Source organism: Blastococcus sp. SYSU D00820 (assembly GCF_054050695.1).
Genome location: NZ_JBJGZW010000029.1, coordinates 1 through 20691, shown reverse-complemented (window position 1 = coordinate 20691; position 20691 = coordinate 1). Strand labels below are relative to the sequence as shown.

The 20691-nt window shown below is 75.3% G+C and carries 19 protein-coding genes; 18 read left to right on the top strand and 1 reads right to left on the bottom strand.

From position 1 onward, the window contains the following. Positions 1-98 precede the first annotated feature (98 nt). From kdpF to ACI79R_RS21300, 17 genes are all read left to right on the top strand, one after another. Positions 99-185 (top strand): K(+)-transporting ATPase subunit F, encoded by an 87-nt coding sequence (gene kdpF, locus ACI79R_RS21380; protein ID WP_456575719.1) that lies wholly within the window; start codon positions 99-101, stop codon positions 183-185. Beyond that, positions 185-1846 (top strand): potassium-transporting ATPase subunit KdpA, encoded by a 1662-nt coding sequence (gene kdpA, locus ACI79R_RS21375; RefSeq protein WP_456575689.1) that lies wholly within the window; start codon positions 185-187, stop codon positions 1844-1846. Before kdpF ends, kdpA begins: the two co-directional genes overlap by 1 nt. Next, the gene (gene kdpB, locus ACI79R_RS21370; protein ID WP_456575688.1) at positions 1843-3897 is read left to right on the top strand and encodes a potassium-transporting ATPase subunit KdpB; all 2055 of its coding nucleotides are present in this window, start codon (positions 1843-1845) and stop codon (positions 3895-3897) included. Before kdpA ends, kdpB begins: the two co-directional genes overlap by 4 nt. Beyond that, entirely contained in the window at positions 3897-4505 is a 609-nt protein-coding gene (kdpC, locus tag ACI79R_RS21365; protein ID WP_456575687.1) for a potassium-transporting ATPase subunit KdpC, read from the top strand. Before kdpB ends, kdpC begins: the two co-directional genes overlap by 1 nt. 142 nt (positions 4506-4647) lie before the next feature. Further along, on the top strand, positions 4648-6363 hold the full coding sequence (locus tag ACI79R_RS21360; RefSeq protein ID WP_456575686.1) for a 3-ketosteroid-delta-1-dehydrogenase: 1716 nt from the start codon (positions 4648-4650) through the stop codon (positions 6361-6363). A gap of 103 nt (positions 6364-6466) precedes the next feature. Continuing rightward, complete coding sequence (locus ACI79R_RS21355) at positions 6467-6784, top strand: hypothetical protein (RefSeq protein WP_456575685.1); 318 nt, start codon at positions 6467-6469, stop codon at positions 6782-6784. A gap of 93 nt (positions 6785-6877) precedes the next feature. Further along, on the top strand, positions 6878-7837 hold the full coding sequence (locus tag ACI79R_RS21350; RefSeq protein ID WP_456575684.1) for an alpha/beta fold hydrolase: 960 nt from the start codon (positions 6878-6880) through the stop codon (positions 7835-7837). Positions 7838-7900: 63 nt separating this feature from the next. After that, positions 7901-9961, top strand: coding sequence for an excinuclease ABC subunit UvrC (uvrC, locus tag ACI79R_RS21345; protein WP_456575683.1), 2061 nt, complete (start codon positions 7901-7903; stop codon positions 9959-9961). Continuing rightward, positions 9958-10881 (top strand): RNase adapter RapZ, encoded by a 924-nt coding sequence (gene rapZ / locus ACI79R_RS21340; RefSeq protein ID WP_456575682.1) that lies wholly within the window; start codon positions 9958-9960, stop codon positions 10879-10881. The genes uvrC and rapZ overlap by 4 nt, the downstream gene beginning before the upstream one ends. After that, positions 10881-11876, top strand: a complete 996-nt coding sequence (locus ACI79R_RS21335) for a gluconeogenesis factor YvcK family protein (protein WP_456575681.1) — start codon at positions 10881-10883, stop codon at positions 11874-11876. The genes rapZ and ACI79R_RS21335 overlap by 1 nt, the downstream gene beginning before the upstream one ends. Positions 11877-12088: 212 nt before the next feature. Beyond that, a complete protein-coding gene (whiA, locus tag ACI79R_RS21330; RefSeq protein WP_456575718.1) occupies positions 12089-13063 on the top strand; it encodes a DNA-binding protein WhiA in 975 nt (324 codons plus the stop codon). A gap of 240 nt (positions 13064-13303) precedes the next feature. After that, positions 13304-14308, top strand: a complete 1005-nt coding sequence (gene gap, locus ACI79R_RS21325; protein ID WP_456575680.1) for a type I glyceraldehyde-3-phosphate dehydrogenase — start codon at positions 13304-13306, stop codon at positions 14306-14308. Between the two features lie 2 nt (positions 14309-14310). Next, complete coding sequence (locus ACI79R_RS21320; protein WP_456575679.1) at positions 14311-15504, top strand: phosphoglycerate kinase; 1194 nt, start codon at positions 14311-14313, stop codon at positions 15502-15504. Positions 15505-15515: 11 nt separating this feature from the next. Further along, positions 15516-16328 carry a triose-phosphate isomerase gene (gene tpiA, locus ACI79R_RS21315; RefSeq protein WP_456575678.1) on the top strand — a complete coding sequence of 271 codons (813 nt, stop codon included), beginning with the start codon at positions 15516-15518 and terminating at the stop codon, positions 16326-16328. A gap of 34 nt (positions 16329-16362) precedes the next feature. Then, positions 16363-18162 carry an ABC transporter substrate-binding protein gene (locus ACI79R_RS21310; protein WP_456575677.1) on the top strand — a complete coding sequence of 600 codons (1800 nt, stop codon included), beginning with the start codon at positions 16363-16365 and terminating at the stop codon, positions 18160-18162. Between the two features lie 54 nt (positions 18163-18216). After that, on the top strand, positions 18217-18450 hold the full coding sequence (gene secG / locus ACI79R_RS21305; RefSeq protein ID WP_456575676.1) for a preprotein translocase subunit SecG: 234 nt from the start codon (positions 18217-18219) through the stop codon (positions 18448-18450). Between the two features lie 102 nt (positions 18451-18552). Then, positions 18553-18894: an RNA polymerase-binding protein RbpA gene (locus tag ACI79R_RS21300; RefSeq protein ID WP_456575675.1), complete on the top strand. Its 342-nt coding sequence runs from the start codon at positions 18553-18555 to the stop codon at positions 18892-18894. A 24-nt stretch (positions 18895-18918) separates the two neighbouring features. Here the strand turns inward: ACI79R_RS21300 and ACI79R_RS21295 are convergent, their stop codons facing one another. Further along, entirely contained in the window at positions 18919-19575 is a 657-nt protein-coding gene (locus tag ACI79R_RS21295) for a class I SAM-dependent methyltransferase (RefSeq protein ID WP_456575674.1), read from the bottom strand. Positions 19576-19681: 106 nt separating this feature from the next. Here ACI79R_RS21295 and ACI79R_RS21290 point away from each other — a divergent pair. Further along, positions 19682-20691: hypothetical protein (locus ACI79R_RS21290; protein ID WP_456575673.1), on the top strand; the 1010-nt coding region annotated here is incomplete at its 3' end.

The window sequence follows — 20691 nt, the reverse complement described above, 5'->3', positions numbered from 1 at the left end:
GTGATCGACGTGCTGTTCATCGCGCTCACAGTGGCCGTGTTCGGCCTGCTCGCGCTGGCCGTGCGCGGCCTGGAGCGGTCGGACGGGCGGGAGCGCCGGTGATCGAGGCCTGGATCGGCCTGGCCGTCGCGGCCGGGCTGGTGCTCTACCTGCTGGCCGCGCTGCTGTTCCCGGAGCGGTTCTGATGAGCGACGTCACGGCCGGCTGGCTGCAGGTGGCGCTGCTGGTGGGGGCGCTGGCGCTGGTGCACCGGCCGCTGGGTGACTGGATGGCGCGGGTGTTCACCAGCGACCGGCACTGGCGCGGCGAGCGCCTGGTGTACCGGGCGGTGGGCGTGGATCCCGCCGCCGAGCAGCGCTGGCCGGTGTACGCGCGCAGCCTGCTGGTCTTCTCGGCCGCGGGCGTGCTGCTGCTCTACGGCCTGCAGCGGCTGCAGAAGCTGCTGCCGCTGGACAACGGGATGGCCGCGGTGGCGCCCGCGTCGGCCTGGAACACCGCGGTCAGCTTCGTGACCAACACGAACTGGCAGGGCTACAGCGGCGAGTCGACGATGGGTCACCTCGTCCAGATGGCCGGCCTGGCCGTGCAGAACTTCGTGTCGGCCGCGGTCGGCATCGCGGTCGCCGTCGCCCTGGTGCGCGGGCTCGCCCGCACCCGCACCGACCGGCTCGGCAACCTCTGGGTCGACGTCACCCGGGCGATCAGCCGGATCCTGCTGCCGCTGTCGGTGGTCGGAGCGCTGGTCCTCGTGCTTGGCGGCGTGGTCCAGAACCTCTCCGCGGGCACGGACGCGAGCACGCTGGCGGGCGCTCCGCAGTTCCTGCCCGGCGGGCCAGTGGCCTCGCAGGAGGTCATCAAGGAGCTCGGCACCAACGGCGGCGGCTTCTACAACGCCAACTCCGCGCACCCCTTCGAGGGGCCGTCGGCATGGGTCTCGCTGTTCCAGGTGTTCCTGATCCTGCTCATCCCCTCGGCGCTGCCGCGCACCTTCGGCCGCATGGTCGGCGACCGCCGTCAGGGGCTGGCGGTCCTCGGCGTCATGACGAGGCTGGCCGCGGCGTCGGTGGCGCTGATCACCTGGGCGCAGGCGCGGGCCGGCGGTGCCGCGCTGCAGCTGGCCGGCGCCGCCACGGAAGGCCAGGAGGTGCGCTTCGGCGGGCCGCTGTCGGCCCTGTTCGGCGCCGCCACCACGCTGACCTCCACGGGCGCGGTGAACTCGATGCACGACTCGTACACGCCCGCCGGCGGGCTCCTGACGCTGGCCAACATGATGCTCGGCGAGGTGGCGCCGGGCGGCGTCGGCTCGGGGCTCTACGGGATGCTCGTGCTCGCCGTCGTCGCGGTGTTCGTGGCCGGGCTCATGGTCGGGCGGACGCCGGAGTACCTGGGCAAGAAGCTCGGGCGCCGCGAGATGACGCTGGCCTCCCTGTACGTCCTCGCCACACCGGCGGTCGTGCTCGTCGGCACCGCCGTGGCGATGGGCACCGAGGCCGGCCGCGGCTCGATGCTCAACGACGGGCCGCACGGGCTCACCGAGGTGCTCTACGCCTTCACCTCGGCCGGCAACAACAACGGCTCGGCGTTCGCCGGGCTCTCGGCGAACACGCCCTTCTACAACACCGCCCTGGGCCTGGTGATGGTGGCCGGCCGGTTCCTGCCGATCGTGCTGGTCCTGGCACTGGCCGGCCGGCTGGCCGCGCAGGGCCGCAGCCCGGTCACCGCCGGGACCCTCCCCACGCACACGCCGCTGTTCGCCGGGCTCCTGACCGCCGTCGTCCTCGTGGTCGTCGGCCTCACCTACTTCCCCGTCCTGTCCCTCGGACCCTTCGCAGAAGGACTGTCATGACCCGCGCACTCGACCGCGCACCCGTCCATCCCCGCGAGCCGCGCGCGCAGCGCCGCCCGCGCATCGAGTGGGGGCCGGCGCTGGCCGGTGCCGTGCGCAAGCTCGACCCACGCGCCCTCGTCCGCCAGCCCGTCGTCTTTGTGGTCTGGGTCGGCTCGGTGTTCTCGACCGTGCTGGCGGTCGGGGACCCTTCGCCGTTCGCCTGGCTGGTCACCGCCTGGCTGTGGCTGACCGTGCTGTTCGCCAACGCCGCGGAGGCGGTGGCCGAGGGGCGCGGCAAGGCCCAGGCCGCGACGCTGCGCCGGGCCCGCACCACGACCGTGGCCCACCTGCTCGACGGCACCGAGGTGCCCGCGGCCGACCTGCGGCCGGGGATGCGGGTGGTCGTCGCGGCCGGCCAGGTCGTCCCCGGCGACGGCGACGTGGTGGAGGGCATCGCCAGCGTCGACGAGTCGGCTATCACCGGCGAGTCCGCGCCGGTGATCCGGGAGTCCGGCGGCGACCGCTCGGCGGTCACCGGCGGGACGACGGTCCTGTCCGACCGCATCGTCGTGGAGATCACCAGCCGGCCGGGGGAGACCTTCGTCGACCGCATGATCGCCCTCGTCGAGGGTGCGCAGCGGCAGCGCACGCCGAACGAGATCGCGCTGAACATCCTGCTCAGCGCGCTCACCATCGCCTTCCTGCTGGCGGTGGTCACCCTGCAGCCGCTGGCGCTCCACAGCGGCGCCGGGCAGCCGGTGACCGTGCTCATCGCCCTGGTGGTCTGCCTGATCCCGACCACGATCGGCGCGCTGCTGTCGGCCATCGGCATCGCCGGCATGGACCGGCTGGTCCAGCGCAACGTGCTGGCGATGAGCGGCCGCGCGGTCGAGGCGGCCGGCGACGTGAACACCCTGCTGCTCGACAAGACCGGCACGATCACGCTGGGCAACCGGCAGGCCGCGGAGTTCGTGCCGGCGCCCGGGGTCGACGAGGCCGTCATGGCCGACGCCGCGCAGCTGGCCTCCCTCGCCGACGAGACCCCCGAGGGCCGCAGCGTCGTGGTCCTCGCCAAGGCGCGATACGGGCTGCGCGGGCGCGACGACCTGCCGGGCGCGGAGTTCGTGCCCTTCACCGCCCGGACCCGGATGAGCGGCGTCGACCTGCCCGGCGGGCGCCGGCTGCGCAAGGGTGCCGCCGGCGCGATCACCGGGTGGGTGCGCGGCCTGGGCGGTGCGGTGCCGGCGGAGGTCGGGGAGGTCGTCGACGGGATCTCGGCCTCGGGCGGAACGCCCCTGGTGCTGGCGGAGGACGGCGACGCCGGCCCGCGCGTGCTCGGCGTCGTCCACCTCAAGGACGTGGTCAAGGCCGGGATGCGGGAGCGGTTCGCCGAGCTGCGCCGCATGGGCATCCGCACCGTGATGATCACCGGCGACAACGAGCGGACCGCCCGGGCGATCGCCGCCGAAGCCGGCATCGACGACGTCCTGGCCGAGGCGACGCCGGAGGACAAGCTGGCGCTGATCCGGCGGGAACAGGAGGGCGGCCGGCTGGTCGCGATGACCGGCGACGGCACCAACGACGCGCCCGCCCTCGCGCAGGCCGACGTCGGCGTCGCGATGAACACCGGGACGACCGCGGCCAAGGAGGCCGGCAACATGGTCGACCTCGACTCCGACCCGACCAAGCTCATCGAGATCGTCGAGATCGGCAAGCAGCTGCTCATCACCCGCGGCTCGCTGACGACCTTCTCCATCGCCAACGACCTGGCGAAGTACTTCGCGATCGTCCCGGCGATGTTCGCCGGGGTCTTCCCGGGCCTGGACGCGCTCGACGTCATGCGGCTGGCCTCGCCGGAGTCGGCGATCCTCTCCGCGGTCGTCTTCAACGCCCTCGTCATCGTCGCGCTGGTGCCGCTGGCGCTGCGCGGCGTCCGGTACCGGCCGGCCTCGGCCGAGGCGGTGCTGCGCCGCAACCTGCTCGTCTACGGGGTCGGCGGTGTCGTCGCCCCGTTCCTCGGGATCAAGCTCGTCGACCTGCTCGTCTCCCTCCTCCCCGGGATCGCCTGATGTCCGCCCTGCGCTCGGGCCGCCTGCTGCTGGCCGCCGTCCGTGCCCTGCTCGTGGCCACCGCCGTCCTCGGCCTGGCCTATCCGCTGCTGGTCACCGGCATCGCCCAGCTCGTCGCACCGGGGCGGGCCGACGGCTCGCTGGTCGTCGTCGACGGCGAGGTGGTCGGCTCGGCGCTGATCGGCCAGGCCACGACGGACGCCGACGGCGACCCGCTGCCGCAGTACTTCCAGCCCCGCCCCTCGGCGTCGGGGTACGACGGCGCGGCCTCCGGCGGCTCCAACCTCGGCCCGAACTCGGCCGAGCTGGTGGAGCTGGTGCGGCAGCGCCGGGCCGAGGTGGCCGCGTTCAACGGCGTCCTCCCGGCCGACGTGCCCCCGGACGCGGTGACCGCCTCCGGCTCGGGGCTGGATCCCGACATCTCGCCGGAGTACGCGGCGATCCAGGTCGACCGGGTCGCCGCGGCCCGCGGGGTCGCTCCCGGGGAGGTCGCCGCGCTGGTGCGGGAGGCCACCGCCGGCCGGGACCTGGGGTTCGTCGGGGCGCCGCACGTGCGGGTGCTCGAGCTCAACCTGGCGCTGGACCGGGAGTTCGGGCCGGCCTCCTGAGCGGGCGCCCGGCCGGCCGGCTCGATGGGTGGGACGGGTGGTTGCCGACCGGCGGGCCGGTCAGTTGGCTGCCCCCCACCACCCCGGCACCCGACCGGGCCGGCGCCGCCGGGCCCGGAGCCGGTTCGCGGACGGAGACCCCGTGGCCACCAAGCCGATCCCGCCCTCGACGCGGGCGCACGACACCTCGGTCGACCTGCTCGTCGTCGGTTCCGGCACCGGGATGGCCGCCGCCCTGGCGGCCGCCGAGCTCGGCCTGCGAGTGCTGGTGGTCGAGAAGACGCGGTACGTGGGCGGCTCGACCGCCCGCTCCGGCGGCGCCTTCTGGATCCCGGCGAACCCCGCCCTGCTCGAGGCCGGGGGCGTCGACACGCTCGAGCGCGGGGCCGAGTACGTCGGCGCCGTGGTGGGCGACAGCGCGCCCGCGGCCCGCTGGCAGGCCTTCCTGGAGCACGGCCCGGCGGCGGTCGAGATGCTCCGGCGCACCACCCCGATGCGGTTCTCGTGGGCGCGGGAGTACTCCGACTACCACCCGGAGCAGCCGGGGGGATCGGCGGCCGGGCGCAGCTGCGAGTGCCGGCCGTTCGACCTCTCGGTGCTCGGGGAGGAGCGCCCGCGCCTGCGGCCCGGCGTGGTGGAGGCGCCGGTCCCGATGCCGGTCACCGGCGCGGACTACCGGTGGATGAACCTGCTGTCCCGGGTGCCGCGCAAGGCGGTTCCCCGGATCGCCCGGCGCCTGGCCCAGGGGCTGGGCGGCCTGCTGTTCGGCCGGGAGTACGTCGCGGGCGGCCAGGCGATCGCCGCCGGGATGTTCGCCGGCCTGCTGAGGGCCGGCATCCCCTTCTGGACCGGGACCGGCCTGCGGCGCCTGGTCGTCACCGACGGCCGGGTGAGCGGTGCGGTGCTCGAGCAGGACGGCCGGGAGGTCACCGTCACCGCGACCCGCGGCGTCGTGCTCGCTGCCGGCGGCTTCGACCACGACCTGGCGATGCGCCACCGGTACCAGTCGCCCTCCCTGGAGGCCGGCTGGAGCCTGGGCAGCGAGGGCAACACCGGCGACGCCATCAAGCTGGCCCAGGAGGTGGGCGCGGACCTGGCGCTGATGGAGCAGACCTGGTGGTTCCCCGCGGTCGCCCCGCTGCGCGGGCGCGCGCCGCAGGTGCTGCTGGCCGAGCGGTCGCTGCCCGGCTCGCTGATGGTCGACGGCAGCGGCCGCCGCTTCCTCAACGAGTCCACCGACTACATGACCTTCGGCCAGCGGGTGCTCGCCCGCGAGCGGGCCGGGGACCCGGTGGGTGACATGTGGCTCGTCTTCGACCAGCAGTACCGCAACAGCTACGTGCTCGCCGGGGCGGTCTTCCCGCGCCAGGCCCTGCCCAAGGCCTGGTACGACGCCGGCATCGCGCACCGTGCCGGGAGCGTCGCGGAGCTGGCCCGCGCGACCGGCCTGCCCGAGAAGGCGCTGGTCGCGACCGTGAACCGGTTCAACGTGCTGGCCGCCGCCGGCCGTGACGAGGACTTCGGCCGTGGCGACAGCGCCTACGACCGGTACTACGGCGACCCGACCGTGACGCCCAACCCGAACCTGCGCCCGCTGCGCGGGAGCCGGTTCTACGCGGTGCGCGTCGTGCTCGGCGACCTCGGCACCTGCGGCGGCATCCGGGCCGACGAGCACGGCCGGGCGCTGCGCGCGGACGGCTCGGTCGTCGAGGGGCTCTACGCGATCGGCAACACCGCGGCGAACGTCTTCGGCGCCACGTACCCGGGCGCCGGGGCCACCATCGGCCAGGGCCTCGTCTACGGCTACATCACCGCGCGGCACGCGGCCGACCGGTCGCCGGTCCCGTCGGGAAGGTGACACGCCGGGGTTGAGGATGTGGTGTCGGTCACCCTATCCTCCTTGTGACCGACGTCACGGCGGCCGTTCCGTCGCCGTGACGACGTTCCGCGAGAGGAGAGCGATGAGCGCGCTCACGTTCAACTGCGACCCCGACATGTCGACCTGCGGCTCGCCCATCGGGTGCGGACCCGAGGAGGCCGGCGGATCGGGGAGCGGGCCGGGCCTCCGGTCCACCGCGGTGCTCCTCGCCCTGGTCGCCGTCGCCGTGGCGGCGGTGACCGGCAGCGCGCTCCCCGGCTTCGTGACGTTCGCCGCCGGTGCGGTCGGCGCGGTCTCCGCGCTCGTCCTCTGCGGTCGTGGCGTCCGCCTGGCCCGCCGGGCCGCCGCCGCCGTGCCGCAGCTGTCGCTGGCGGTCCGCCGCTCGCGCCCGGTGGGCTGACCGGCTCGCGCCGACCCGCCGCCGGTCCCGCTGCGGGACCGGCCCGGGCGGGGCAGGCTCGGACCGACGACGACGTCCGAGGAGGCCCCGCCCGTGACCCTGTCCGCCGACGACCCCGCGATCACCTGGATCGACGCCCCCGACGGTGCCCGGCTCGCCGAACGCCGCTGGCGACCGGACGGCGAGGTGCGGGCGGTGCTGCAGATCGTCCACGGCCTGTCCGAGCACGCCGGCCGCTACGGCCGGCTGGCCGCCGCCCTGACCGCCCGCGGCGTCGCCGTCGGGGCGCTGGACCACCGCGGGCACGGCCGGACGGCGGAGTCGACCGGGCCCGGCCGGTTCGGCGACGCCGCAGCCGGCCAGGCCACGAGCAGCGACGCCGTCCTCGACGACGTCCGGAACCTGGGGGAACGGCTGGCCGCCGACCACCCCGGCGTCCCGCGCTTCCTGCTCGGCCACAGCCTCGGCTCGACGGTGGCACTCGCCTCCGCCGAGCGGGACGGCGCCCCGCTGGCCGGGCTGGTCCTCTCCGGCCCCATCGGCATCGCGCCGCAGATGGCCGCGGCGGTGCCGCAGCTGGAGGCCGCCGTCGCCGCGGGGATGGGCGACCAGCCGATGGAGGTGCTGGGCGCCTTCAACGCCGCCTTCGAGCCCGCCCGCACGCCCTACGACTGGCTCAGCCGCGACGAGGCGGAGGTCGACGCCTACCTCGCCGACCCGCTGTGCGGCGACGATCTGCCCCCCACGTACGGCTACGGCGCGGGGATGTTCGCCCTGATCGGCCGCGCGGCAGCGGCCGGCGAGGTGGCCCGGCTGCCCGAGGGGCTGCCGGTGCTGGTGCTGGCCGGCCGGCGGGACCCCGTCGGCGGGGAGGACGGCGACCAGGTGGTCGCCCTGGCCGACCTGCTCCGCGGGAGCGGCCGGCCGGTGGACCTGCGCCTGTACCCGGAGGCGCGGCACGAGGTCTTCAACGAGACCAACCGCGACGAGGTGACCGCCGACCTGCTCGACTGGCTGGAGGCCCGGCTGGGCGGCGGAGCGGCGCCCGTGTGACGCGTGGGACGGACGGGTCCGCCCGCCTCCGGCGTGTCGGTGCCGCGACCTAGTGTTGAGGGCATGGCCGACCCGTCCACGTACCGCCCGGCGGTCGGCTCCATCCCGGAGTCGCCGGGCGTCTACAAGTTCCGCGACCCGAACGGCCGGGTCATCTACGTCGGCAAGGCCAAGAGCCTCCGTCAGCGGCTGAACAGCTACTTCGCCGACGTCGCCGGGCTGCATCCGCGCACCCGGCAGATGGTGACCACCGCGTCCAGCGTCGAGTGGACCGTCGTCGGCACCGAGGTCGAGGCGCTCCAGCTCGAGTACAACTGGATCAAGGAGTTCGACCCCCGGTTCAACGTCCGGTACCGCGACGACAAGAGCTATCCGTCGCTGGCCGTGACGCTGAACGAGGAGTACCCGCGGCTGCAGGTCATGCGCGGGCCCAAGAAGAAGGGGGTCCGGTACTTCGGCCCCTACGCCCACGCCTGGGCGATCCGGGAGACGCTGGACACCCTCACCCGCGTCTTCCCGGCCCGCACCTGCTCCAACGGCGTCTTCAAGCGGGCCGGCCAGATCGGCCGCCCCTGCCTGCTCGGCTACATCGGCAAGTGCGCGGCGCCCTGCGTCGGCCGGGTGAGCGCCGAGGAGCACCGCGGGATCGTCGACGACTTCTGCGACTTCATGGCCGGCCGCACCGACCTCATGGTCAAGCGCCTCGAGCGCGAGATGGGCGAGGCCGCCGAGGCCATGGAGTACGAGAAGGCCGCCCGGCTGCGCGACGACCTCGGCGCCCTCAGGCGGGCCATGGAGAAGCAGGCGGTCGTGCTCGGCGACGGCACCGACGCCGACGTCGTCGCCTTCGCCCAGGACGAGCTCGAGGCCGCCGTCCAGGTCTTCCACGTCCGCGGCGGCCGGGTCCGCGGCCAGCGGGGCTGGATCATCGACAAGGTCGAGGAGGTCACCACCGGCGAGCTGGTCGAGCAGTTCCTGCTCCAGGTCTACGGCGGCGTCGACGAGCAGACCGGCGGCCAGGAGGCCGGCGAGGCGGTGCCCAAGGAGGTGCTCGTCCCGGAGCTCCCCGACGACGCCGACGTCTACGAGGAGCTGCTCAGCGAGCTGCGCGGGAGCCGGGTGTCGCTGCGCGTTCCGCAGCGGGGCGACAAGCGCAGCCTCATGGAGACCGTCGAGCGCAACGCCAAGGAGGCCTTCGCCCGGCACCGGGTGAAGCGCGCCAGCGACCTCACCGCGCGCTCCCTGGCGCTCAGCGAGCTGCAGGAGGCCCTCGAGCTGCCCGACGCGCCGCTGCGCATCGAGTGCATCGACATCTCGCACGTCCAGGGCACCAACGTCGTGGCCAGCATGGTCGTCTTCGAGGACGGCCTGGCGAAGAAGTCCGACTACCGCCGCTTCTCCGTCACCAACGGAACCGACGACACCGCCGCCATGGCCGAGGTCGTGCGCCGCCGGTTCGCCCGCCACCTCAAGGAGGAGGCCGACCGCCGCGACGAGCAGGGCATCGCCGCCGAGGAGGGCCGGCCGCGCCGGTTCGCCTACCCGCCCAACCTGCTCGTCGTCGACGGCGGCGCGCCGCAGGTGGCCGCGGCCGCCCGGTCGCTCGACGAGCTCGGCATCGTCGACGTCGCCGTCTGCGGGCTGGCCAAGCGCATGGAGGAGGTGTGGATGCCCGGCGAGTCCGACCCGGTGATCCTGCCGCGCACCTCCGAGGCGCTGTACCTGCTGCAGCGGGTGCGCGACGAGGCCCACCGGTTCGCGATCACCTACCACCGGCAGAAGCGGTCGGCCAGCATGCTGGTCTCCCTCCTCGACGACGTCCCCGGCCTCGGGGAGACCCGGCGGAAGGCGCTGATGAAGCAGTTCGGCTCGCTCAAGCGGCTGCGCGCGGCCACCGTCGAGGAGCTGATGGCGGTGCCCGGCATCGGCCGGCGCACCGCGGAGGCGGTGCAGGCGGCGGTCGCCGAGCCGCGGGACGCAGCCGACGAGGGAACGGAGAGCACCGACACGGTGGAGACGACGACCGCACCGCAGGGGCCGGCCGAGCGCGGCACGCCGCGGGCCGATGCCGGCGACACCGCCGAGGTGGGCCGCGTCGCCGCGCCCACGGGGGTCGCCTCGTGACGGCTCCGGAGACCCCGCCGCTGGACACCCCGCCCCCGGCGGACCCGTCCTCGACGGAGACCGCGCCGCTCGACGTCGTCGTCGTCACCGGGCTGTCCGGCGCCGGCAAGAACACCGCCGGGCGGGTCCTGGAGGACCTCGGCTTCTTCGTGGTCGACAACCTGCCGCCGGCGCTGCTGCAGCCGATGGTCGAGCTCGGCGCCCGCGGCGACATCCGCCGGTTCGCCGCGATCGTCGACGTCCGCAGCCGGGCCTTCTCCAGCGACCTGCAGGAGTCGGTCCGCGCGCTGGCCGAGGCCGGCCACCGGCCGCGGGTGCTCTACCTGCACGCCCGCGACGAGGTGCTGGTCCGCCGGTACGAGTCCAACCGCCGCGAGCACCCGCTGCAGGGCTCGGGCCGGCTCAGCGACGGCATCTCCGCCGAGCGGGCGCTGTTCACCGGCATCGCCGGCGAGGCCGACCTGTGGGTGGACACCAGCGACCTCAACGTCCACCAGCTCCGGGCGACCCTCGAGAACGCCTTCGCCCGCGAGGGGCAGACCCCGCCGCTGACCGCCACCGTGCTCAGCTTCGGGTTCAAGTACGGCCTCCCGCTCGACGCCGACCTCGTCGTCGACGCCCGGTTCCTGCCCAACCCGCACTGGCTGCCGGAGCTGCGGCCGCACACGGGGCAGGACCCGGAGGTGCGCGACTACGTGCTCGGCCAGGACGACGCCGCGCCGTTCCTCGACCGCTACCTCGACGTGCTGCGGCTGCTCATCCCCGGGTACCGCCGCGAGGGCAAGCGCTACCTGACCCTCGCCGTGGGCTGCACGGGCGGCAAGCACCGCAGCGTCGCCCTCGCCGAGGAGTTCGCCCGCCGGCTGGTGGCCGACGGCGTCCAGGCCGTGGCGCAGCACCGCGACCTGGGGCGCGAGTAGTGGCCGCCGAGACGACCCTGGCCGAGGCCGGGGATCCCGGCGGCCCCGCCGCGCCGCCGCGGGTGGTGGCCTTCGGCGGCGGGCACGGCCTGGCCGCCGCGCTGGGCGCCTGGCGCCGGATCACCCCCGAGCTCACCGCGGTGGTCACCGTCGCCGACGACGGCGGCTCCTCCGGGCGCATCCGCCGGGAGATGCCGGTGCTGCCGCCCGGTGACCTGCGCATGGCGCTGGCCGCGCTCGCCGGCGAGGGCGGCCGGCGGGAGGAGATGACCGCGCTGCTCCAGCACCGGCTGGGCGGCACCGGCGTGCTGGCCGGGCACCCGGTGGGCAACCTGGTGCTCACCGGGCTGGTCGAGCTGCACCGGGGCGACACCGTGCGGGCCCTCGACGCCCTCTGCGAGCTGCTCGGCGCCTGCGGCCGGGTGCTGCCCATGGCCGACGTCCCGCTGGACCTGGTCGCCCGCGTGGAGACCGTCGACCCCGACGACCCGGCGCGCACGCGCACCATCCGCGGCCAGGTGGCGATCGCCTCCACCCCGGGCCGGGTGCGCGACATCCTCGTCTCGCCGCAGGACCCACCGGTGCACCCCGACGTGCTCGCCGCGATCGCCGCCGCGGACGTCGTCTCGCTCGGCCCGGGCTCCTGGTACACCTCGGTGCTGCCGCACCTGCTCGTGCCCCGGCTGCGCGCCGCGCTGGCCGCGAGCTCCGCTCGGGTGGTCGTCGTCCTCAACCTGGAGCCGCAGCCCGGGGAGACCGACGGCTTCTCGCCGGAGGAGCACCTGCGGGTGCTGCAGGCCCACCTGGGCGGAGTGGCGCTGCACACGGTGATCGCGGATGCGGATTCGGTGGTTGACCGCTGTGGTCTCCTGTCTGCAGTCCGCGAGTGCGGAGCCGAGCTCGTCCTGGCGCCCGTCGCCGAGCCGGACGGTGCGCCGAGGCACGACCCCGAGCGCCTGTCGGCGGCGCTGGCCTCCGTGGTCGGGGTGCGGTGAGGCATGACGGGCCGCAGCCGGGTAACGGGGGACAGCAGTACCGGAACGGTACGAGGGGGAGGGGACGCCGGTGAGGCGCCGAGCAGACGACGGACGACGCGCGGTGCGGGAGCGGCGGACCGTGAGTGCACGTGGGGGAGGACGACGGTGGGGATGACCCCAGGGGGAACGACGGGCCGCGCGCCGGCCGGGCGGGGGTGGACGACGTGGCGATGACGGCCATGGTCAAGGACGAGCTCTCCCGCGTGGAGTGCACGAAGACCTCCGAGCGCAAGGCCGAGGTCACCGCGCTGCTGCGCTTCTCCGGCGGCCTGCACATCGTGGGCGGCCGGGTGGTCATCGAGGCCGAGCTGGACACCGGGTCGGTGGCCCGCCGCCTGCGGCGCGACATCAGCGAGGTCTACGGCTACACCAGCGGCGTCAGCGTGCTGGCCGGCGGCAACATCCGCCGCGGCGTGCGCTACCTGGTCCGGATCGCCAAGCACGGCGAGGGCCTGGCCCGGCAGACCGGCCTGGTCGACCAGCGCGGCCGCCCGGTGCGCGGCCTGCCCCCGTCGGTCGTCTCCGGCGGCATCAACGACGCCGAGGCCGCCTGGCGCGGCGCCTTCCTCGCGCACGGCTCGCTCACCGAGCCCGGCCGCTCCTCCTCGCTCGAGGTCACCTGCCCCGGGCCCGAGGCGGCCATGGCGCTGGTCGGCGCGGCCCGCCGGCTGGGCATCGCGGCCAAGGCCCGCGAGGTGCGCGGCGCCGACCGCGTGGTCGTCCGCGACGGCGACGCGATCAGCGCGCTGCTGACCCGCATGGGCGCGCACGACGCCGTCCTCGCCTGGGAGGAGCGGCGGATGCGCCGCGAGGTCCGGGCCACGGCCAACCGGCTGGCCAACTTCGACGACGCCAACCTGCGCCGCTCCGCGCGCGCCGCGGTGGCCGCCAGCGCCCGCGTCGAGCGGGCCCTGGAGATCCTCGCGGGTGACGCGCCCGAGCACCTGCTGGTCGCCGGCCGGCTGCGGCTCGAGCACGGCCAGGCGTCGCTGGAGGAGCTCGGCCAGCGCGCCGACCCGCCGATGACCAAGGACGCCGTCGCCGGCCGGATCCGCCGGCTGCTGGCCATGGCCGACAAGCGCGCCAAGGACCTCGGCATCCCGGACACGGAGTCCGTCGTCACCGACGACATGCTCGCCCAGTAGAAGGACCCCCTCGCCCCCCGCCACGAGCAAGCTCGCGGCGGGGCCCGGCGAGGGGGCCGGCCGGCCGATCGCACGACCGCGGGCCCGTCCCCCTCCCGGGGGGACGGGCCCGCGTCCGTCGGTCCATCGAACGGACGGCCGGGAGCCGCCGCGGGCGGCGCCCGCTAGGGTCGTCGCCGAGCGAGGCCGCGTGCCTGAGCGCGGTCCCCGATGGCGAGACGCGAACAGTGGAGGTCAGCAGTGACGGTCCGGGTGGGCATCAACGGGTTCGGCCGGATCGGCCGCAACTTCTGGCGGGCGGCCGCGGCCAGCGGCCAGGACATCGAGATCGTGGCGGTCAACGACCTGACCAGCCCCGAGGTCCTGGCGCACCTGCTCAAGCACGACAGCGTCCTGGGCAAGCTCGCCGAGGACGTCGCGGCCGACGGCGAGGGCATCAAGATCGGCGGCAGCACCATGAAGGTGCTCTCCGAGCGCGACCCGGCCAGCCTGCCGTGGGGTGACCTGGGGGTCGACGTCGTCGTCGAGTCCACCGGCTTCTTCACCAAGGCCGCCGACGCCCGCAAGCACGTCGACAGCGGCGGCGCGAAGAAGGTCATCATCTCCGCGCCCGCGACCGACGACGACATCACGATCGTGATGGGCGTCAACGACGGCCTGTACGACGGCTCGCAGACGATCATCAGCAACGCGTCGTGCACCACCAACTGCCTGGCGCCGCTGGCGAAGGTCCTCAACGACGCGTTCGGCATCGAGCGCGGCCTGATGACCACGATCCACGCCTACACCGCCGACCAGAACCTGCAGGACGGCCCGCACAAGGACCTCCGCCGCGCCCGTGCCGCCGCGCTGAACATGGTCCCGACCTCGACCGGTGCGGCCAAGGCCATCGGCCTGGTGCTGCCCGAGCTCAAGGGCAAGCTCGACGGCTACGCCATCCGCGTACCCGTGCCCACCGGCTCGGCGACCGACCTCACCGTCCAGCTGACCCGCAAGGCCTCCGCCGACGAGATCGACGCCGCCTACCGCGAGGCCGCGGCCGGCCCGCTCGGCAAGTACCTCACCTACACCGACGCGCCGATCGTCTCCTCCGACATCGTCACCGACCCGTCGTCCTGCATCTACGACGCGAAGCTGACCAAGGTCTTCGGCCCGATGGCCAAGGTCCTCGGCTGGTACGACAACGAGTGGGGCTACTCGAACCGCCTGGTCGACCTGACCGCGCTGGTGGGCAAGTCCCTCTGACGATGCGCTCTCTCGACGACCTGCTCGCCGAGGGCGTCTCGGGTCGGCGCGTGCTCGTGCGCGCCGACCTGAACGTCCCGCTGGACAAGACCAGCCACGCGATCACCGACGACGGCCGGATCCGCGCCAGCCTGCCGACCCTGCAGGCGCTGCGCCAGGCCGGTGCCCGCATCGTGGTCGCCGCCCACCTCGGCCGCCCCAAGGGCGCGCCGGACCCGCAGTTCTCCCTCGCGCCGGTCGCCGGCCGGCTCGGGGAGCTGCTGGGCACGACGGTCGCGCTGGCCGCCGACGTCGCCGGTGACGACGCCCGCAGCCGCGCCGAGGCGCTCGGCGACGGGGAGGTGCTGCTGCTGGAGAACGTCCGGTTCGAGGCGGCGGAGACGTCCAAGGACGACGCCGTCCGCGGGGAGCTGGCCGACCGGCTGGCCGCCCTGGCCGACGTGTACGTCGACGACGCGTTCGGCGCCGTGCACCGCAAGCACGCCTCGGTCTACGACGTCGCGCAGCGGCTGCCGCACGCGGCGGGCCGGCTGGTGGCCGCGGAGCTCGACGTGCTCACCCGGCTGACCGAGGACCCGGAGCGGCCCTACGTGGTGGTGCTGGGCGGGTCGAAGGTCAGCGACAAGCTGGCCGTCATCGAGGCGCTGCTGCCCAAGGTCGACCGGCTGCTGGTCGGCGGCGGGATGTGCTTCACCTTCCTCGCCGCCCAGGGCCACGAGGTCGGGAAGTCGCTGCTGGAGGGCGACCAGGTCGACACCTGCCGGCGGCTGCTGGCCGAGGCCGGCGACCGCATCGTGCTGCCGGTCGACGTCGTCTGCGCGCCGGAGTTCAGCGCCGACGCGCCGACCACCGTCGTCCCGGTCGAGGCCATCCCCGGCGACCAGATGGGCCTGGACGTCGGCCCGCGCACCGTCGAGGCCTTCGGCTCGGCGCTGGGCGGCGCGCGCACCGTCTTCTGGAACGGCCCGATGGGCGTGTTCGAGCTGGCCCCCTTCCAGGCCGGCACCCGCGGCGTGGCCCAGGCCGTCGGCGCGGTGGACGGGCTGTCGGTCGTCGGCGGCGGGGACTCCGCGGCCGCCGTCCGGGTGCTCGGGCTCGAGGAGTCGGCCTACGGGCACATCAGCACCGGCGGCGGCGCGTCGCTGGAGTACCTCGAGGGCCGGGAGCTGCCCGGTCTCGCGGTGCTGGCGGACTGAGGGGCGCAGACGTGGCACGGACCCGGGAGACCCCCGCACCCCGCACCGGCCGGCGGCCGCTGATCGCCGGCAACTGGAAGATGCACCTGACCCACCTCGAGGCCATCGGCCTGGTGCAGAAGCTGGTCTTCTCCCTCAAGGAAGGGCAGCTGGACGCCGCCGAGGTGGTGGTGCTGCCGCCGTTCACCGCGCTGCGCAGCGTGCAGACGCTGGTGACCGGCGACAAGCTGCCCGTCGGCTACGGCGCCCAGGACCTCTCGGTGCACGACTCCGGGGCCTACACCGGCGAGGTGAGCGGGGCGATGCTCGCCGCGCTGGCCTGCGGGTTCGTCGTCGTCGGGCACTCCGAGCGGCGCGCGCTGCACGGCGAGACCGACGCGACCGTGGCCGCCAAGGTCAGCGCGGCGCTGCGGCACGGCCTGGTGCCGATCCTCTGCGTCGGCGAGGGGCTGGAGGTGCGCCGTTCCGGCGGGCACGTCGGGCACTGCACCGACCAGCTCGACGCCGCGCTCGCCGGCCGCACCGCCGAGGAGGTGCGCGGCATCGTGCTGGCCTACGAGCCGGTCTGGGCGATCGGCACCGGCGAGGTGGCCACGCCCGAGGACGCCCAGGAGGTGTGTGGCGCACTCCGCGCGCGGCTCGCCGAGCGTTTCGGCCAGGAGACGGCCGACGTCGTCCGTATCCTGTACGGCGGGTCGGTGAAGGCCGGGAACACGGCCGGGATCCTGGCCGGGCCGGACATCGACGGCGCGCTCGTCGGCGGGGCCAGCCTGGACGCCGACGAGTTCGCGCAGATCTGTCGGATCGCCGCCGACGGCAGCTGACGCCGCCGCCGGCGCCCTGCGGGAAGCGGAGCGAGTGGACGGCACCCTCGAGCGGCTGGCACGCCGCGGCCCGGCGTGGGCGCGCGGCACCCGGAGCCGGGTCGCGGGCACCGTCGTGCTGCTGGTCCTCGTCCTCGCCCTCGCCGTGAGCTGCGGCGCGGGCGGGGACGGCGGCGGGCGGGTGCCCGTCCTGGCCGACGGCGCCGACGCCGGGGTCGACGGCGTCCGCGCTCCGTCGGAGGCGACCGGCGGCACGCTGCGGGTGGTCGCCGGGGAGATCGACAGCCTCGATCCCCAGCGCTCCTACTCGCCGGGCGTCTGGAACCTCATGCGGCTCTACACCCGCACGCTGGTCACCTACTCCAGCGAGCCGGGGGAGACCGACACCCTGGTGCCCGACCTCGCCACCGACCTCGGCACCACGCCCGACGGCGGGCTCAACTGGACGTTCACCCTGCGCGAGGGGGCCCGGTTCGAGACCGGCCAGCCGATCACCTCGCGGGACGTCAAGTACGGCATCGAGCGGTCCTTCGCCTCCGACGTCGTCGTCGGCGGGCCCACCCACGTGGTGGACCTGCTCGACGACCGGGCCAACCCCTACGCCGGCCCGTACCAGGACGAGACGCCCGGCCGGCTGGGCCTGCCCGCCATCGAGACCCCCGACGACCGGACGATCGTCTTCCACCTGCGGGCGGCGACCCCGGACTTCCCCTACGTCCTCGCCCTGCCCTCCAGCAGCCCGGTGCCGGTCGACCTCGACTCGGGCGCCGGCTACGCCGCGGACCCGGTCTCCTCGGGTCCGTACGCGATCACCACGGTCGACCCCGTCACCGGCATCGTGCTGGACCGCAACCCGCAGTGGGACCCCGCGACCGACGACGTCCGCACCGCCCTGCCCGACCAGGTCGTCGTGCGCACCGGCCTGTCCGGCCTCGAGCGCGACCAGGCCCTCCTCGCCGGGTCGGCGGACGTCGACATCTCCACCACCGGCATCCAGATGGCCACCACCGCGCGGCTCTCCGACGGAGCCGAGGGGGAGGTGCCGCTGGAGGACCGGGTGGACGAGGTGACCAGCGGCGCGGTGCGGCTGCTCGCCCTGCCGCTCGACGTCGCCCCGTTCGACGTGCCGGCCTGCCGCCAGGCGGTGGCCGCGGCCGTCGACCGGGCCGCGGTGCAGGAGGCGCTCGGCGGTCCGGCCAACGCGGTGCCCACCTCGCAGCTGTGGCCGCGCGGCCTCGCCGGCGGTCCGGAGGACCCCGAGCCGCAGCCGGACCCCGACACCGCCCGGCAGGCGCTGGCCGACTGCGGCCGGCCCGACGGCTTCTCCACCGTGCTGGCCGTCGCCGACTCGCCGACCAGCGTGGCGGTCGCCGAGACCGTCGCCGGCCAGCTGGCCGACGTCGGGATCACCGTGGAGGTGCGGCCGCTGCCGGCCGCCGACTTCTACGCCCGCGACATCGGCAACCCCGACAACGTGCGCGGCAACGGCTTCGGCATCGTCCTGGCCACCTGGACGGCGGACTTCCCGACGCCCGGCGCCTTCCTCGTGCCCCTGGTGGACGGCCGCTCGGTGAGCCTGGTCGGCAACACCAACTACGCCCGCCTTGCCGACCCCGCGATCAACGGGCTGGTCGACGCCGCGGTGGCGGCCGCCGCCGACCCCGGTGCCGCGCGCGCCGCCTGGGCCGACGTCGCCGAGGCCGCCGGTGCCACCGCCGCCTACGTGCCGCTGGCGGAGACCCGGGTGCAGCTGCTCGCCGGCCAGCGGCTGCACAACGCCGTCGTCATGCGGCCCTACACCGGCTACGACCTGGCCACCGCCGGCGTCGCCTGACCCCTCGGGGGCGTCGCGGGCGGGACGGCGTCCGGCCTCGGCTACCCTGGGGTCATGGTCGAGCTCGTCCTCAACGTGCTGCTGGTGCTCACCAGTGCGCTCCTCGTGGTGCTGATCCTGCTGCACCGCGGCAAGGGCGGCGGGCTGTCCTCGATGTTCGGCGGCGCGGTGTCCTCGTCGCTGTCGGGCTCCTCGGTGGTCGAGAAGAACCTCAACCGGCTGACCGTGTTCACGGGCCTGATCTGGGCCGTCTGCATCGTCGCCCTCGGGATCCTGCTCAAGGTCTGACGCGCAGGTCGACGAAAACGTGACCTGATACCCCGCCCGGAGGCCCTAGACTCCTCCCGCGGCGTGTCCCACGTCGCACCTCAGAGCATCAGAGGGGGCACTGTGGCTGGTGGCAACGCGATCCGCGGCACGCGGGTCGGCGCGGGTCCGATGGGTGAGGCCGAGCGCGGCGAGTCCGCTCCGCGTCGCCGGGTCGCCTTCTGGTGCGCGTCCGGGCACGAGACGCGGGTGGCCTTCGCCTCCGAGGCAGAGGTCCCCGAGCTGTGGGACTGCCCGCGCTGCGGGCTCCCGGCCGGGCAGGACGCGGCGGCCCCGCCGCCGGCGCCGCGCACCGAGCCGTACAAGACGCACCTGGCCTACGTCCGCGAGCGCCGCTCCGACGAGGACGGCAACGCCCTCCTCGAGGAGGCGCTGGCCAAGCTGCGGGCCCGCCGCGGCGCGTGACCGGCGCCGGCCGGGCCGGGGCGGTCAGGCCCCGGCCGCGGCCGGCTTCGTCGCGAGCATCGCGTAGTGCGCGTAGGGCAGGGCCGTCCGCGGCGCGGTGGTGCGCACCTGGGCGCCCAGCCCGGTGAGGAACCGGCGGTAGTGGTCCGGCGGCAGGTAGGTGAGGGGCAGCCCCGCGACCACCCGGTCGTGGGCGTAGTTCCACCAGTACTTCCACCGCGGCCGCACGTCCAGGTCCTTGACGACCATCGTGCCCCCCGGCCGGACGACGCCCCACAGCTGCTCGAGCAGCGGCTCCTGGGTGCCCGCCGGCAGGTGGTGCAGGAGGTCGGACAGGAACACGTTGTCGTAGGAGCCGCTCGGCTCGCTGCGCGTGGCGTCGGCGACGGAGAACCGGATGTTGTCCAGCCCGTGGACCGACGCCTGCGCGGCGGCGATCCGGGTGGCGTTCAGGTCGCTGGCGGTGAAGTCCAGGTCGGGGTGGCTGGCCGCCAGCACGGTCTCCAGCGTGCCGAAGCCGCAGCCGAGGCACAGGATGCTGCCGTGCAGGGAGTCGAGCAGCCCCACCGTCCAGGGGATCGGCAGGACCGCCAGCCGTGCGGTGTTGTACGCCCGCACCTTCGGGTCGCTGGTCCGGTAGTGGGCACGCAGGAGGGCGCGGGCCTCTCGTGACGTCGTCACCACGTCTCCTCGTCGTCGCGGTCGGGCCCCCTGGCGAGCCTGATCCTGCCTGCGGGCTCCGGGCTTGTCACCTGCTGCCCGTGACGCTCCACCCGAACGTGCCTGCGTGAGCGGCCCCCCGCGGGGCGCCCGCCGCGGCACGAGCACCGTGCTGGCCGGCGCCGTCGTCTCGGGCCTGGCCACGTACGGCTACCAGGTGCTGGGCGTGCGGGTGCTCGGGGAGGAGGCCTACGCCCCGGTCTCGGTGCTCTGGACGGTGCAGTACCTCGCGTTCGCCGTCCTGCTCTTCCCGTTCGAGGCGTTCGTGGCCAGCGGCCCGCCGGGCAGGGCCCGGCTCTGCCTGCTGTGGACGGTCGCCCTCGCGGCGGCCGTGGGCGGGGGGCTGGCCGCGGCGGCGGGGCGGCTGCCCGGTGGGCCGGTGCTGCTGGGGTTGGGCGGTGCCGCGGTCGTGCTGTCCTACGGGGGCTTCACGGTCGCCCGGGGGCTGCTCGCCGCGCGGGGCGACACCGTCGGGTACGGGCTGGCGACGGCGGGGGAGGCGGCGGTCCGGCTGGTGCTCACCGTGCCGGTCGTGGCCCTGGTGCCGAGCGCCACCGCCGTGGCATGGCTGCTGGCCTCCGGCCCGCCGGTCGTGCTGGCCGGCCTCTGGCTGACCGGCCGGCTGCGGAGCGGGGGCGGCACCCCGCCGCCCGCGGACCCGGGGGACGGGCCGGAGGGGGCGGGGGCGCGCCACCTCGTGGCCGGCACGCTGGCCGGCGCGGGCGTGCAGCTGGGCCTGGCCGCCGGGCCGCTGCTCGTGCCGCTGCTGGGCGGCGGCCCGCGCGAGGTGACGGTCGCGTTCGTGACGCTCACCGCGGCGCGCATGCCGGTCTTCCTCGCGCTGGGCGGCCTGGTGTCCGGCCGGCTGCCGGGGCTGGTGGCGCGGCAGCGCGAGGGCCGGGAGGCGGAGATCGCCCGGGACTCCCGGCGCACCGCGCTCGTGGGGGGGGGGGGGGGGGGGGGGGGGGGGCGGGGGGGGGGGGGGGGGGGGGGGGGGGGGGGGGGGGGGGGGGTGGGGGGGGGGGGGGGGGGGGGGGGGGGGGGGGGGGGGGGGGGGGGGGGGGGCGCGGCGGGGGA

Coding starts and splice junctions, on each gene's coding strand:
- secG (WP_456575676.1), top strand. CDS start 18,217: ATGGTCGAGCTCGTCCTCAACGTGCTGCTGGTGCTCACCAGTGCGCTC.
- whiA (WP_456575718.1), top strand. CDS start 12,089: ATGACGGCCATGGTCAAGGACGAGCTCTCCCGCGTGGAGTGCACGAAG.
- kdpB (WP_456575688.1), top strand. CDS start 1,843: ATGACCCGCGCACTCGACCGCGCACCCGTCCATCCCCGCGAGCCGCGC.
- kdpC (WP_456575687.1), top strand. CDS start 3,897: ATGTCCGCCCTGCGCTCGGGCCGCCTGCTGCTGGCCGCCGTCCGTGCC.
- uvrC (WP_456575683.1), top strand. CDS start 7,901: ATGGCCGACCCGTCCACGTACCGCCCGGCGGTCGGCTCCATCCCGGAG.
- kdpA (WP_456575689.1), top strand. CDS start 185: ATGAGCGACGTCACGGCCGGCTGGCTGCAGGTGGCGCTGCTGGTGGGG.
- ACI79R_RS21355 (WP_456575685.1), top strand. CDS start 6,467: ATGAGCGCGCTCACGTTCAACTGCGACCCCGACATGTCGACCTGCGGC.
- ACI79R_RS21320 (WP_456575679.1), top strand. CDS start 14,311: ATGCGCTCTCTCGACGACCTGCTCGCCGAGGGCGTCTCGGGTCGGCGC.